This window comes from Nonomuraea purpurea (genome assembly GCF_042650645.1).
GTDB classification, from domain to species: Bacteria; Actinomycetota; Actinomycetes; order Streptosporangiales; family Streptosporangiaceae; genus Nonomuraea; species Nonomuraea purpurea.
The window spans coordinates 90,218-103,179 of sequence record NZ_JBHSBI010000027.1 but is presented as its reverse complement, the minus strand read 5'-3'; the positions used below and the strand labels follow the sequence as shown (position 1 = coordinate 103,179).

Annotated in this window: 16 protein-coding genes and 1 tRNA gene; 9 read left to right on the top strand and 8 right to left on the bottom strand. The window is 66.4% G+C overall.

Annotated elements, in window-relative coordinates:
• Positions 1-17: 17 nt before the first annotated feature.
• From ispF to ACFOY2_RS39720, 3 genes are all read left to right on the top strand, one after another.
• On the top strand, positions 18-491 hold the full coding sequence (gene ispF, locus ACFOY2_RS39730; protein WP_379533277.1) for a 2-C-methyl-D-erythritol 2,4-cyclodiphosphate synthase: 474 nt from the start codon (positions 18-20) through the stop codon (positions 489-491).
• A gap of 184 nt (positions 492-675) precedes the next feature.
• Positions 676-987, top strand: a complete 312-nt coding sequence (locus ACFOY2_RS39725; protein ID WP_379533276.1) for a GlsB/YeaQ/YmgE family stress response membrane protein — start codon at positions 676-678, stop codon at positions 985-987.
• A gap of 97 nt (positions 988-1,084) precedes the next feature.
• Positions 1,085-1,354, top strand: a complete 270-nt coding sequence (locus ACFOY2_RS39720; RefSeq protein WP_379533275.1) for a GlsB/YeaQ/YmgE family stress response membrane protein — start codon at positions 1,085-1,087, stop codon at positions 1,352-1,354.
• 46 nt (positions 1,355-1,400) lie between these two features.
• Here the strand turns inward: ACFOY2_RS39720 and ACFOY2_RS39715 are convergent, their stop codons facing one another.
• On the bottom strand, positions 1,401-2,327 hold the full coding sequence (locus tag ACFOY2_RS39715; protein WP_379533274.1) for a DUF2637 domain-containing protein: 927 nt from the start codon (positions 2,325-2,327) through the stop codon (positions 1,401-1,403).
• A 55-nt stretch (positions 2,328-2,382) separates the two neighbouring features.
• On the opposite strand from ACFOY2_RS39715, the gene ACFOY2_RS39710 reads away from it, so the two are divergent.
• The 4 genes from ACFOY2_RS39710 to ACFOY2_RS39695 all read left to right on the top strand — a co-directional run bounded on the left by ACFOY2_RS39710 (position 2,383) and on the right by ACFOY2_RS39695 (position 5,323).
• A complete protein-coding gene (locus tag ACFOY2_RS39710) occupies positions 2,383-2,769 on the top strand; it encodes a PPOX class F420-dependent oxidoreductase (protein WP_379533273.1) in 387 nt (128 codons plus the stop codon).
• A 65-nt stretch (positions 2,770-2,834) separates the two neighbouring features.
• Complete coding sequence (gene cysS, locus ACFOY2_RS39705; RefSeq protein WP_379533272.1) at positions 2,835-4,226, top strand: cysteine--tRNA ligase; 1,392 nt, start codon at positions 2,835-2,837, stop codon at positions 4,224-4,226.
• A gap of 38 nt (positions 4,227-4,264) precedes the next feature.
• Entirely contained in the window at positions 4,265-5,230 is a 966-nt protein-coding gene (gene rlmB / locus ACFOY2_RS39700; RefSeq protein WP_379533271.1) for a 23S rRNA (guanosine(2251)-2'-O)-methyltransferase RlmB, read from the top strand.
• A gap of 20 nt (positions 5,231-5,250) precedes the next feature.
• A tRNA-Thr gene (locus ACFOY2_RS39695) sits at positions 5,251-5,323 on the top strand.
• 53 nt (positions 5,324-5,376) lie between these two features.
• Here ACFOY2_RS39695 and ACFOY2_RS39690 read toward each other — a convergent pair.
• From ACFOY2_RS39690 to ACFOY2_RS39680, 3 genes are all read right to left on the bottom strand, one after another.
• On the bottom strand, positions 5,377-5,544 hold the full coding sequence (locus tag ACFOY2_RS39690; RefSeq protein ID WP_379533270.1) for a hypothetical protein: 168 nt from the start codon (positions 5,542-5,544) through the stop codon (positions 5,377-5,379).
• A 79-nt stretch (positions 5,545-5,623) separates the two neighbouring features.
• Entirely contained in the window at positions 5,624-6,820 is a 1,197-nt protein-coding gene (locus ACFOY2_RS39685) for a helix-turn-helix domain-containing protein (RefSeq protein WP_379533330.1), read from the bottom strand.
• 2 nt (positions 6,821-6,822) lie between these two features.
• Positions 6,823-7,119: a putative quinol monooxygenase gene (locus ACFOY2_RS39680; protein ID WP_379533269.1), complete on the bottom strand. Its 297-nt coding sequence runs from the start codon at positions 7,117-7,119 to the stop codon at positions 6,823-6,825.
• Between the two features lie 186 nt (positions 7,120-7,305).
• Between ACFOY2_RS39680 and ACFOY2_RS39675 the strand changes: the two genes are divergently transcribed.
• Positions 7,306-7,734: an ATP-binding protein gene (locus tag ACFOY2_RS39675; RefSeq protein ID WP_379533268.1), complete on the top strand. Its 429-nt coding sequence runs from the start codon at positions 7,306-7,308 to the stop codon at positions 7,732-7,734.
• 355 nt (positions 7,735-8,089) lie between these two features.
• Here ACFOY2_RS39675 and ACFOY2_RS39670 read toward each other — a convergent pair whose 3' ends face one another.
• Positions 8,090-8,821: a hypothetical protein gene (locus ACFOY2_RS39670; RefSeq protein ID WP_379533267.1), complete on the bottom strand. Its 732-nt coding sequence runs from the start codon at positions 8,819-8,821 to the stop codon at positions 8,090-8,092.
• Positions 8,822-9,319: 498 nt separating this feature from the next.
• On the opposite strand from ACFOY2_RS39670, the gene ACFOY2_RS39665 reads away from it, so the two are divergent.
• A complete protein-coding gene (locus ACFOY2_RS39665; RefSeq protein ID WP_379533266.1) occupies positions 9,320-9,778 on the top strand; it encodes a hypothetical protein in 459 nt (152 codons plus the stop codon).
• A 39-nt stretch (positions 9,779-9,817) separates the two neighbouring features.
• Here ACFOY2_RS39665 and ACFOY2_RS39660 read toward each other — a convergent pair whose 3' ends face one another.
• From ACFOY2_RS39660 to ACFOY2_RS39650, 3 genes are all read right to left on the bottom strand, one after another.
• Complete coding sequence (locus ACFOY2_RS39660; RefSeq protein WP_379533265.1) at positions 9,818-10,021, bottom strand: hypothetical protein; 204 nt, start codon at positions 10,019-10,021, stop codon at positions 9,818-9,820.
• Positions 10,022-11,075: 1,054 nt separating this feature from the next.
• Positions 11,076-12,467: an SAVED domain-containing protein gene (locus ACFOY2_RS39655; RefSeq protein ID WP_379533264.1), complete on the bottom strand. Its 1,392-nt coding sequence runs from the start codon at positions 12,465-12,467 to the stop codon at positions 11,076-11,078.
• Positions 12,468-12,521: 54 nt separating this feature from the next.
• Positions 12,522-12,962 (bottom strand): Mov34/MPN/PAD-1 family protein, encoded by a 441-nt coding sequence (locus ACFOY2_RS39650; RefSeq protein ID WP_379533263.1) that lies wholly within the window; start codon positions 12,960-12,962, stop codon positions 12,522-12,524.

The following is a 12,962-nucleotide window of genomic DNA, read 5'->3' as shown; positions in this document are numbered from 1 at the left end:
ACACGAACCTTCCACGGGTGGGCGTCGGAGTCGATGTCCACCCGTTCGCTTCAGGACGTCCTCTCAACCTCGCCGGCCTGCACTGGCCCGGTGAGACCGGGCTCGCCGGGCACTCCGACGGCGACGCCGCCGCGCACGCGGCCTGCGACGCCCTGCTGTCCGCGGCCGGTCTGGGTGATCTGGGCAGGTTGTTCGGCACCGCCGACCCGCGCTGGGCGGGCGCCTCGGGTGTCACGCTGCTGGAGGAGACCGCGCGCCAGGTGCGCGCCGCCGGCTATGAGATCGGCAACGTGGCCGTCCAGGTGATCGGCAACCGGCCCAAGCTGGCGCCGCGCCGTGAAGAGGCCGAGAAGACGCTCAGCGCCGCCGTGGGCGCCCCTGTGAGCATCAGCGCCACCACCACCGACGGGCTCGGGCTGACGGGCCGGGGCGAGGGCATCGCGGCGCTCGCGACCGCGCTGGTCGTCCAGGTCGACGCCAACCTTTCCTGAACCGTGCGCGTCTTATAGAGGGATACGTGAGGGTGTCCCGGCGGGCCGTCATCACGCCCGCCGAATCCGAAGGCGGCGGTTCGTCACTGGCGCGGTACGGGCCGCCGCCTTCTCTCGGGTAGTTTGCCTGCTCAGCGGGTAGATGGCCCCCCAAGACATGTGAACGTCCCGGGGGGAGATACGCATGATCGGCGCGATCATTTCCGCGATAATCATCGGCGCCATAATCGGCGCGCTGGCTCGGCTGATAGTGCCTGGCAAGCAGAACATGTCCGTCGGTCTCACGATCATCGTGGGTATCGTGGCCGCCCTGATCGGCACGCTGATCGCACAGGCGGTCGGCCTGGCGAACACGCGGGGGATCAACTGGCTCGAGCACATCATCCAGCTCATCCTCGCCATCGCCGGCGTCCTCCTCGTCACGCGGCTCGGCCCGAGGCGCACCGGCGGCACCCGCGGAACCGGGCCTGGTAGCGGACCTGGAACACCCACCTGACCTGTAGTTTCGTAAAATCGGCGCATAATCGCCGTAGATCGGGTAGCGAGCATCCCCGTGGGAGTGAACCGCTCACTCTCACGAGGAGGTTCCTGTCATGACAATCGAATCCATCCTGGGCGCCATCGTCATCGGCGCTGTGATCGGCGCAATCGGCCGGCTGCTGCTTCCCGGCAGGCAGGCCATCGGGTGGATCCTCACCATCGTCGTCGGCATCGTGGCCGCCCTGCTGGGCACCGCGCTCGCGCAGGTGCTCGGCGTGGCGACGACCCCTGGCATCGACTGGATCGAGTTGGTGATGCAGGTCGTCCTGGCGGTCGTCGGCGTCGGTGTGGTCGCCGGGCTACGACGCGGCACCAGCGCTTAGGCGGGATAGATGAACCCGCCCGGGCTCCGTGCCCGGGCGGGTTCCTTCACTCTTCTTCCGGGGGGCGGGGAGTGCTGCGGAGGCGGCCCGAGGGGGCCGGAGCGTCTTCCTTGATCACGGGGTGGGGAACGGTGTCCTCCAGCTCGTCGCCCTCTTTGTCATCGGTGACGACCGGGTGGGGCTGGGTGTCAGCGTCCTCTTTATCCTCTTTGTCGTCTGGCCGGGGGTGGACGAGGACATCGGTCGGCTTGACCCGGTCACCCCAGCGGACGGGACGCGTCTCGGGCTCTGGCTTCTCCTCCGCCTTGTCCTCCTCCCGCACCGACCATTCGCTGACCCGAGCGGAAACCGGCGGGCTCTCCTGGGACGGATGCTCCTGCTCCTGGGACGGGCTCTCCGGGGACGGTGTGGGCTCTGGGACGAGGTGGACCGGCGTCGTCGTCGTCTTCGGCGTCGGCTTCGGTGTCGTCTCGCTCGGCTGCCGGGTCCGGTGGAAGGGCACGATGTCCTGCTCCGCCGGGCGTTCGCCGTCTTCGTCGCGGGCGGAACCCCGATGGGCCTGCACGTGTTTGATCAGCAGCAGCCAGAGCCACAGCGCCACGGCCAGCATGACCCACGGCGCCAGGGCCACGCCCACGGCCGTCTGCCGCACGTCGAACCCGAACCGCACCGACGTCGCCACGTTCACCGCCGCGGCCGCCACGATGAGCAGGACCAGCACGAACGCCGCCTGGACGCGCACCACCGGTCTGGCCGAGCGCAACAGCAGCACGGCGGTCAGCGCGACCACCAGCAGCGCGTCGAAGGCGGCCGGGTAGAGGAAGGCGAGGTCCGGCCTGGCCTCGCCGGTGACGGCCAGCGTGCGCAGGTCGTCGAAGGAGAGCGCGCACGCGGCCCCGGTGAGGGCGGCGACGGCGAGCCCGGCGAGGGCGATGCCCAGGCGGCGGAGCACAGAGGGGGGAGTCACGTCCATGGCGGATTCGAGCCTACAGAAGAATGGAGGGCCAAGACCGATCAAGGGGAGAGACATGGCCGAGCTGTCCAAAGATGCCCGCGAACTCCTGGATGCCCCGAACTTTGCGACCGTGACCAGCCTCAACCCCGACGGCGGGCCGCAGTCGAGCGTTGTGTGGGTGCGTACGGACGGCGACGACGTGCTGTTCTCGACCGTGAAGGGGCGCAGGAAGCCCCTGAACTTCGAGCGCGACCCGCGGGCCAGCCTGCTGGTCATCGACCCGGCGGATCCGTACCGCTACCTGGAGGTGCGGGGACGCGTGACCGTGACGTCCGACCCCTCGGGCGCGCTCATCGAGGAGCTGTCGCAGAAGTATCGGGGACAGCCATGGGAGGACAATCCGGGCGTCGAACGGCTCATCGTACGGATCTCGCCGGACAAAGTCATCGTCCGAGGCTGAAATATCCGGCCTGACGGCGGGATTTATCGGCGTGATGACGCCTCCGAGGCGTTAGCCTTGCCATCGTGAGCCTGCACATCCACGACACCAGCACGCGCGCCATCCGTGAATTCGTTCCGGTCGAAGCCGGCCGGGCGTCGATTTACCTGTGTGGGGCGACCGTGCAGGCTCCTCCGCACATCGGGCACATCCGCTCGGGCGTGAACTTCGACGTGCTCAGGCGCTGGCTGACGCGTTCTGGCTATGACGTGGTGTTCGCCCGCAACGTCACCGACATCGACGACAAGATCATCAGGGTGGCCGCCGAAGAGGGCGTGCCCTGGTTCGCCGTCGCCGAACGCAACCAGCGGGCCTTCACCTGGGCGTACGACACCCTGGGCTGCCTGCCGCCGACCGTCGAGCCGCGCGCCACCGGGCACGTCCCCGAGATGATCACGCTCATGGAGCGGCTGATCGCGCGCGGCCACGCCTACGCCTCCGGCGGCGACGTCTACTTCGACGTCCAGTCCTACGCCGACCGCTACGGCTCGCTCTCGAACCAGAAGCTGGAGAACATGCGGGCCGCCGCCGACGCCGACGACGAGTCCTGCAAGCGCGACCCCCGCGACTTCACCCTGTGGAAGGGGGAGAAGCCGGGCGAGCCGACCTGGCCGACCCCGTGGGGCCCCGGGCGTCCCGGCTGGCACCTGGAGTGCTCGGCCATGGCGACGAAGTACCTGGGGCCGACGTTCGACATCCACGGCGGCGGCATCGACCTGATCTTCCCGCACCACGAGAACGAGCTCACCCAGTCCCAGGCCGCCGGCGACGGCTTCGCCCGCTACTGGATGCACAACGGGATGCTCAAGATCGGTGCCGAGAAGATGAGCAAGTCGCTCGGCAACTCCCTGCTGATCCCCGAAATGGTGCAGAAAGTGCGGCCCGTGGAGCTGCGCTACTACCTGGCCGTCCCGCACTACCGCTCCTCGATCGATTACTCGGAGGAGGCGCTGCTCGAGGCCGCCGCCGCCTACCAGCGGATCGAGGGCTTCGTCACCCGCGCCGCCGAGGTCATCCACGACGTCGACGCCGACGCGCCGCTGCCCCAGGGGTTCGTCGACGCCCTCGACGACGACCTCGGCACCCCGCAGGCCCTGGCCGTCGTCCACGAGGTCGTCCGCGAAGGCAACGTCGCGCTGTCGCGGGGCGACAAGGAAGCGGTGGCGCGGCTGCTCGCCGAGACGCAGAACATGCTCGACGTCCTGGGCCTCGACCCGCGCTCGCCGCAGTGGCGCGGCACCGGCTCCGACCTGACGCCGGTGGTCGACGCGCTGGTGGCGGTGGCGCTGGAGCAGCGCAAGGCGGCGCGCGAGCGCAAAGACTACGCGGCCGCCGACGCGATCAGGAACCAGCTCACCGAGGCGGGCATCGTCGTCGAGGACACCTCGCACGGAGCCCGCTGGGAGCTGAGCCGCTAGGTTCCTGGCGGTGCGCGCGCCCGAGTACCCTTGATGCCATGGCAGCAGGCGGTAGGGCATCAGGCAGGCCCGCGAAGAAGAAGGGCCCGGCCAAGGGCACCGGCGGGCAGAAGCGCCGCTCTCTCGAAGGCAAGGGTGCGACCCCGCCTGCCGAAATGCGCCACTGGTTCAAGGACAAGGCGCGGGCGCAGCGCATCGCCAAGGAGGAGCAGGGGGGCGGCAGACGTCCCACGGCCTCGCCCAGGCAGAGGCGCTCAGAAGACGCCCCCGAATACATCGGCGGCCGCAACCCGGTGCTCGAAGCCCTCCAGGCGGGGGTGCCCTCCAGCGCCCTGTACGTCGCCCAGCGCATCGACAACGACGACCGCGTACGCGACTCCATCAAGATCGCCACAGAGCGCGGCATCGCCCTGCTGGAGGCCTCCCGCGACAAGCTCGACCGCCTGACGGAAGGCGCCGTCCACCAGGGCATCGCGCTCCAGATCCCCGCCTACGACTACGCCCACCCATCGGAACTGGTGGAGCTCGCCCAGGACGCCGCCGAGACCCCCCTGATCGTGGCCCTCGACTCGGTCACCGACCCCCGCAACCTCGGCGCCATCGCCCGCTCCGCCACCGCCTTCGGCGCCCACGGCCTGCTCATCCCCTCCCGCCGCTCGGCCGGAGTCACCGGCGGAGCCTGGAAAACCTCCGCGGGCACCCTCGCGAACCTGCGCGTCGCCCGCGCCTCCAACCTGACGGCCGCACTCCGCGAATACCGCGACGCGGGCCTGTTCGTCATCGGCCTCGACGGCGCCGGCGAAACCGACCTCAGCGACGTCGAACTCCTGACCGAACCCCTGGTGGTCGTCATAGGCTCCGAAGGCAAGGGCCTGTCCCGCCTGGTCCGCGAGCACTGCGACGTCGTCACCCGCATCCCGATGCGTGCGGCGGCCGAGTCACTCAACGCGGGAGTGGCGGCCGGGGTGGCATTGTACGAGGTCGCTCGTCACAGACGCCTCTAGCGTCTACACTGATAGGCCGTGCCGACGTAGCTCAATCGGCAGAGCATCTGTCTTGTAAACAGAAGGTCAGGGGTTCGATTCCCCTCGTCGGCTCTGCAACAAGAAGCCCCTGAACTGGTGTTTCCGGTTCAGGGGCTTCATGTTTGTCATGACAATGTCGCGATCTTGCTAACACGGTGGGCGCCTCCGTCAGCGTTGACGGCTCTGGCGAAGGCGTCCGCCGCCGTCGCTGCCTGTTCGTGGACGGCGTGGGCATAGCCGCGCAGGCTGATCGCCGGGTCGGCGTGGCCGAGGCGGGCCGCGACGACCTGCACGGGGACGCTGGCCAGTAGCAGGGTCGTGGCGTGGATGTGGCGGAGAGTAATCGCTAGTACTTAAAGGGGACGTACTCTTCTACGCCCCCACTCGATCGGCCAGTTCCCGCAGTTCAGACGACGTTGGATCCTGCATCGACAGCAGGTCGGACACGAGCTGCCGCACGACCCGATGGTTACGGACCTGCTCAGGCGTGATGCTCTCGGCCTCCAGCAACTGAGCCATCGCCTCATCCACCTGACGACGCTGCGCATGCGCCCGCGCGAGTTCCATAGCCAGCCGCGCCCGCCGTTCCGCCGACAGCGTGGAGGTGTCCATCGCGGCCCCGACGCGCAGCGCATGTCCGGCGTCGCCGACCTCCACCGCTACGGCCACCTCATGCAGCGCCACGTTCGCCGGCCCGAACTCGGTGTTGTAGTCGTTGCGCCCCTCGCCGACCCGCGCCGCCATCTCACGGGCACGCGACAGGTGCTCGTACGCCACGTCGGCCTGATTTAGCTGCGAGGCGGTCACTGCCCGCTGCAAGGTGAGCCCACCCCACAGCGACATCGCCTCCACGTTGCCCTGATCGGTCAGGAACCACAGCGCTTCAGCGGCGGTGCGCGCCGTCTCCTCCAATTGATCGAAGTGACGCGCTCCCAGGAAGACGAATCCCAGCCGGAACGCCCCGGCCGCCATCATCAACGGATTGCCCGCCCGCTCGGCCGCGCCGATAGCCCGATCAGCCGCGATCCACGCCGCCTCCGGCTCGCCCAGCTTGGCGAGCGACGCCGAACACGCCTGATAGGTCACCGCCAGCAGCTCGAACAACTCGGCCTGCCGCTCTGCGGGGGCGGACCGTACCGCGCTCTCCAGGGTCGGTACGAGCCCGCGCAACAGTTCCGTCAGCTCGACGTAGCGGCTCTCGTGCGCCAGCTCCCACGCGTGGTCCACCCGCGGTTTGAGCTGGTCGGTGGCCGGTACTGGCGTGGTGTGCAACATGGCCTGTAGCGAATGGGCGCCGGACAGCACCAGCCGCAACCCGGCTGTCCCCGGCATCTCCTCGTTGGTGGCGGCGACCACGGGCGCTTCGGCGGCCAGCTCCGAGAGTGGCACATCCAGCGTCTCGGCGACCTTCTCCAGCACGGACATGCGATCGACCTTGCGCACGCCCCGCTCCACCTGCGAGATCCACGCGACCGACCGATCCACCAGCCGGGCCAGCTCGGCCTGCGACAGGCCACGCCGCTTGCGCTCCTGGGCGATACGCCGTCCGAGCGCCCGCTGATACTCCATGCTCACGACGTCGTGCCCTTCCCACTCTGCAGTCTCAGCCAGTCGACCTCAACCGAGGCCAACAGGTCTTCGCGAGCCGCGAGGAAGCGCCTGGTGTGCTCGGTCTGCTCGTGGGCGTCGAAGGCGTCCCGGTCTCGGTACAGCTCGTAGAAGATCCGCTGGAGCGGCTGGCCGTCCACCTGGTGCGAGGCGTACACGATCGTTCCCGGCTCGTGCTGGCGGATCGCCTCGATTGTCTCACCGACGAGCGCGTCGAACGCCGTAGTACTCGCCTCGTCCTTGCAGGTGAATCGAACCATTAGTCCGAACATGTACGCCCTCCTGGCTCGCCGTCACGGTCTGGGATCTCGCTGTCTTCACTCGATCAGTACTTATTGTGCGGCGCAAGTACATCAAGTCGCTTGTACTTGAAGTATAGCACTAGTACTTTAAGTACTGATAGCGGTTGGCAGTGCTTTGACCTGCACGAACGCGAGGAAACGGCGATGTCCCCAACGCTGAACAGCCCCAAAGAGATCCACCGGTGGTGTCGCAACTTCCCCGGCACCAGACCCCAGGTCCGCGAGGCACGCCAGTTCGTCATGAGCTACCTGGGCGACCGCCCCGAGACCGACACCGCCCAACTGGTCGTGTCCGAGCTGGCCACCAACGCCATCCGCCACACCCGAAGTGGACTTCTCGGTGGCCGATTCGGCGTCACCCTCCACGCGGGCAGCACTCTGCTGATCCTCGCCGTCCTCGACGAAGGCGGCCCCACCGCCCCACATCTACGCCAAGCCGAAAACGACGACCAGAGCGGACGCGGCCTCCACCTGGTGGAGACCCTGACCACGCGTTGGGGCGTCCATGGAGACGAAGTCGGCCGCACAGTCTGGGCCCTCATCCCGCTCGCCCCCGCCGGCCAAGCCGCATGAACGACTGCCTGTCTCCCCACCTGCCCGAGCCGCAACCGAACTGCACACGGCTCGTATGGCTCACCGCCCGCAAGGAGCCACGACGCAGGACACTCCTCTGGACCTGCCACTGCGATGGCGACATTTACGAACTGTGCGCCACCGGTGGCCAAGCGTTCCTTAGGCGTACCGACCCAGACTCCGGAAAGGCCTTCGAGACCCACCGCATGAGCACGCGAGAGGGGCATGCCACGTGGCAGGCCCTACTCGAAGGGTGCGTATGGTAGCCACGTGTGCGAGCGACTCATCCTCATGGAATGTGATGAGGATCCGGGCCCCAACACCGTCACCGGTCGTGGTGGGTTGGCAGATCCAGTTAGTCGCTCTGAAGAGTTTCGGCCTCGTCGTGGAGATGCCGCACCTGTTCATAGGTCAGCCGTCGGACGTCCCAAATCAACCCCGCCAGATCGGCCGCCGCTGGGTATGCCGGTGGGGGGCTCTCGGGAGGAGCGATGCCGGTCACGGCGGCCAGGTCGCCGACCGGAATGCCCAACACGGTTGCGAATCTGGCAAGCAGGTCAGGGCTCAGTTCCTTGACGCCGCGGCCGATACCGCCGATTGTGGCGCCGGCCAATCCCAGACCGGTGAGGCACAGCAGGCACTTGGCCGCACTCGTCCAGCCAAGGTTCCGATACGCGAGCATCCGGACGAGCGCCGCACCGAAGCTCGGCTCGTTCTGCTCCCACGGATGCGGCGGCGGAAACGGGCGCGTGCGGGGACGCTGCGGAAGTGACCGGGCGCGTTGCCGTAACTCGTCAACGTGTTCCGATGGCAGGCACCTGGCCTGGTTGATCAGAGACGCAACCCAACTCCCGGCACGGGCGTCCAAGGGAGTGAGTTCGTCAGGCACAGGCATCCCGGCAAACGCGAAAAGGTCCACATCGTGCCAGCCAAGCGCCGGAGCAAGCCGCAGGAGCAGCGAGGAACTAGGCTCCGCGCCGTCACGCACCTCCTGCACCTCGGCCTCAGAGACCTCGGCCAGACGGGACAGGTCATCAGGGCTCAGCCCTCGATAATCGGACAACCGCGCCAACAACACGCCGAGCATTGGGTATCCCATCATCCCGCCAACTCTGATCAGGGCATCACCGGGCAGATAGTTCGCTTGCGATCATGCCACCGTCATATCTGCAGCCGGTGATGCAAACGGACATCTACCGCGGAGGCTTTTGCCTGGACACATCAAGATCATTTTGGGTTGCGCGTTCCGCGGATGAGAACTTTCTCTACGATTTCAAGGCGGCCCGCCTGCGGCGGCCCGCGGCGCGTGGGCGCTCTGCTGGCCGCGCTGCGGCTCTCCGGCCGGTCGCGGCCAGCAGCGCCCACGCGCCAATGACCGCCAGGACGAGCAGCAGGAAGACGGCAATCCGGTGCTTAGTACGGCCGGGCGTTGGATGCCGCTGGCGTGAGCGGATGACGATCAGGGCATTGTCTCCGGCGAGAGTCTCCGGTCCCGAGGTGATCAATACGCTCAGGCAAAGTTCGTAGTACCAAGAATTCGTAGTACCGAAGGGTGAGCCTCCTGGCGAGTCCGAATGGAGAGTCAATGAATGATGACGAGCTTCCCCTGACTACCCGCTTCTACAAAGCTCTCAACGAGACACTAGAGCGCCATCTAGAGAAAATCAGACAAGAGCATCGAGGGCCGATCGCTAGGGCGGCTATCGTAATCGACTACATCGCTCATTTCTGCCCAGGGTTCAGAGCTAGTGATCAGGATATCCTCAATGCATTAACTCTTATCGAAGGAAGCAGGAAGCTGCTCGACATGGCGGAGGGCGATCTGCTAAAAAAGGCGCGAGGGCGAGGAATTTCATATTCGCGAATCTCCTCTGCTCTGGGACTCAAAAGCCGTCAGGCTGCCGAGCAGAGGTTTCTGAAACTCCAAGTCGGAGATTCAAGCGCCGAAGACGCCTATCTGGATCTCCGTAGGCGAGAGCGCCTTAACAGCGCATCTCGCCCCGCAGAGGACCGTAAGTGGTGGGCGTTGGGCGGGCTTCTCTGAACGAACGCCGCGCCGTTGCCGCTCCACCTCCTCAAATCCCTATGTGGCCTGCCTAGGCAGGTAGAACTGGGCCGCAGTAATTGCGGCAATGAGCGTGGCGATGGCCGTGATCCGCTCGCTCGCGGCCGGCGCGTAGAAGACGAGGATGATGACCAGAACGACCATCAGCGTTCCCCATGGCGAGAGGATGACGATCTTTCGACATCCTCTCTTTTTCTTGCAGAGCTTACGGCCATTGTGCATTTTTTGCTCCCTCTGTTGCGCGGGTCTTTTTTAAATTATTGATGCCTCCGAGAGTGGAGTTGCTGAGACTCAGATGGTTATCAGGAGTCAGAATTACTTACCGTAGCGACCTCGACGCGCTGACCTGCATTGATAGCACTTCGGAGTCGCGCCTGATGTCAACGAGCCGTTGACGCCTCATGGGTGGACCGGTTGGTGTGGGCCTCGGCTGGGTGGCCACGCGGCTCACTGACGAACCTTGAGTGAAGACATCGCCGTCTACCCCCAGGCCACGGCGCGTGGTCGGAGGTCGGGCTGCCGCGCCGCTTCCGGTGCTCGGGCCTGGCGGCCCTGCGCTCCGGGTCGGCTTGCCACGGGATTACGCGGGTTGCTGTGGTCTGCGGTACAGCAGAGAAGTACAGCAACGCCGCCTCACGCAGCCTGATCGTCTCGTACGGCGTCACACGGTTGAGCAGCAGCGCCGGCTCTCGACCACGGTCCTCCGCTTCACTCGTAATGAAGTGATTGGTTGAGGCCGTGACGATCGCTGACTTTGGATCTCGCCAGAAGCGGTCTGGGCCATCGGCTGCCGCGGCCCTCCTCCGTCGGGCCTTGCCACCGGATGCCCATGGCTTAGGTGAGAGCAGCGTCCATACACCGACGCATCCGCGCCACCGTCCACACGCGCCTGACCACAGTTTCGATCAGCCGGGCAGGGCTATTGCTCCGCCTGAAAGCGGAAGGTCGGTTGCAACCCTGCTGTTCGGTGCTCAGGAGCGCGCGCTCGGTCGCTGCCAGATCATCGGGGAGGCCAGTACGGGGGACTATTCGCCGATCATCAAGCTGTAGCAGGGCACGCTCAAGGCCCTCGTAGAGGTGGAACTACGCGGCAGACTGACAAACCTGCTGCAAGCCCCCTCGGCAGTGTTCGTTGGACGAGACAGTCCCCTTGACACGATGGCTCGGGCGCTTAACGCAACCTCCACTCAGGTAGCCATCAGCCAGGTGATCCATGGCATGAGAGGGGTGGGAAAAGCGAGCTGGTCGTACGCGGTTCCTGCCGATAATCCCGATTTCAGTCGACCATGATCGTCCGGGCGTAGCTGGTGCCGAGGTGTTCGTACACGGTAGTTGGTGGGATTAGGTTCCAGTGGTGACCGAGCATCAGGGCGGCGCCTGCTGGCGCGGCAAGGAACAGGTGGACCCTCGGTGCCTGAGTTTGGCTAACCGCGGTCCGAACTCGTTTGCGGGCGGCGTGTGCCCAACCGACGGCGAACGCAGCGTCGGGTATAGAGGTTTGCCCGGGACCATTGGGAGGTCCGAGCACAACCAGCTCGCGGATCGGTGCGCCAACGTGGCGAAGGTAAGCGGCGACGTCATCAGTGGCGTCATGGGTTAGCGCGACGGCAACCGCAAGATCGAGACCTTGGTTGATGCTGACGCGACTGAGCACCCTCGCGTCGACATTGGTTGGTGGCGTGTCGCTGCGCCACTCGACGTTGCGTTGGTCGAGGGACACGACCCACCCTCGGATGTCCGGCAGGCGTACGCCGACGGCGAACCAGAGGGGGAGCCGCATTGCGCCGATGATGTGCACCCGGCGGACGCTGAAGGCCTCTAAGTTGCGCACGGCCTCTCCAAGAGCGGGTGCAACGATGTTCTGCCAGTCGTCGGAGCGCCGCAGCTGACGGCGTTCGCGATCGGTGGAGCCGTCGTAGAGGTCGACAAAGTCGACCGTGAGCACGGGTTGTAGGTTGTGGGCGGGGCGGTCGATGGCGTGTACAGCGAAGACGAGGGTGCCGTGACGGGCGAGCAGGTTCGCCTCGGTGGCCTGGCGGCGGATGGCATCACGGGTCTGAGGTCCAGCGCCCGTCTTCACCCAGTCGCGAACAAGGTCTCGACCGAGGATGATGGCCTCCTCGTCGGTGCGTAGCCCGGCGCCGCGCATGGCGTCTCGGGCTTGTCGCATCCAGGATGTCTCGCCACCTTCGTGGTGTAGCTCGAAGTCGTCGAGGAAGGCCATCAGCGTCGTCTCGTCGACGCCGAGGTGGGCTGCCCAGAGGCGGCGCTGTTTTCCAGCCTTGGTGCGGGTGCTTTTCGGCGTGAGGAGCCGGGCGACGGTGTTGGTCAGTTTGTCGCGTAGCTGCAGGATCGGATCGTTGGGGTCGAAGGCTCGATTGGTGACGAGGCGGAATATCGGCTGGGGCGACTCGTGACGGTGGGCGGCCCAGGTTGTGTGGAAGTGCTGTAGCGGGCTTTTTCCGCTGGCGGTCGCCGGGGTAGTGAGCCAGACAGCGTCGATCACTATTTCGTCGGTGTTCGAGCTCTTTATCTGCTCATAGGTGCTGCGGCCGGCACGTCGAAGGACGACGACGTCGTCGAAGGCTCCTCCGCTGGTGTCTTCGACGCTGACCGAGACGATATCGGGGTCGACAAGGGCTTGGCACGCCCAGTACCAGCCGATCATGTGCTGGTAGTCGTCACCTCGAAGCGCCGCGGCGCGGGCAGGTAGGGCCATCGGCTAGGTCTCGGTGTGCTCGATCACGACGTGGGCAGGACGGCACCAGCCCGCTCGGGCGGTGTGGACGTCGAGGCTACCGTCAGGCAGGGTGACGATAAGTGCGATCGGCTGGTCGTACTGGCGGGAGGCTCGGCGTAAGGCCGCTTCGTCGGTGGGGCTGGCGCCGATGGGGGCGGGGTGGGTGTGCCAGTCTCCTACGTAACCGATTAAGGGGTCGGAGAGGGTCGCGCGGGCGTTGTCGAGTGCCCGCTGCGCTGCGGTTTCGTGTCGGGTCCACGTCGTGAAGGTGGCGCCGGGGTCCCCTACTTCAACTGCGAGCTGGATGATGATGTCACCGTGATCCCACCACCCCAGCAGTAGTCCGCCGCGTTCCCGGTTGGTCGTTGGCCGCGCGTGTCGGCGCAGCTTGTCGGTCGCCTGGGCGGCAAGCCGGACCCGCAC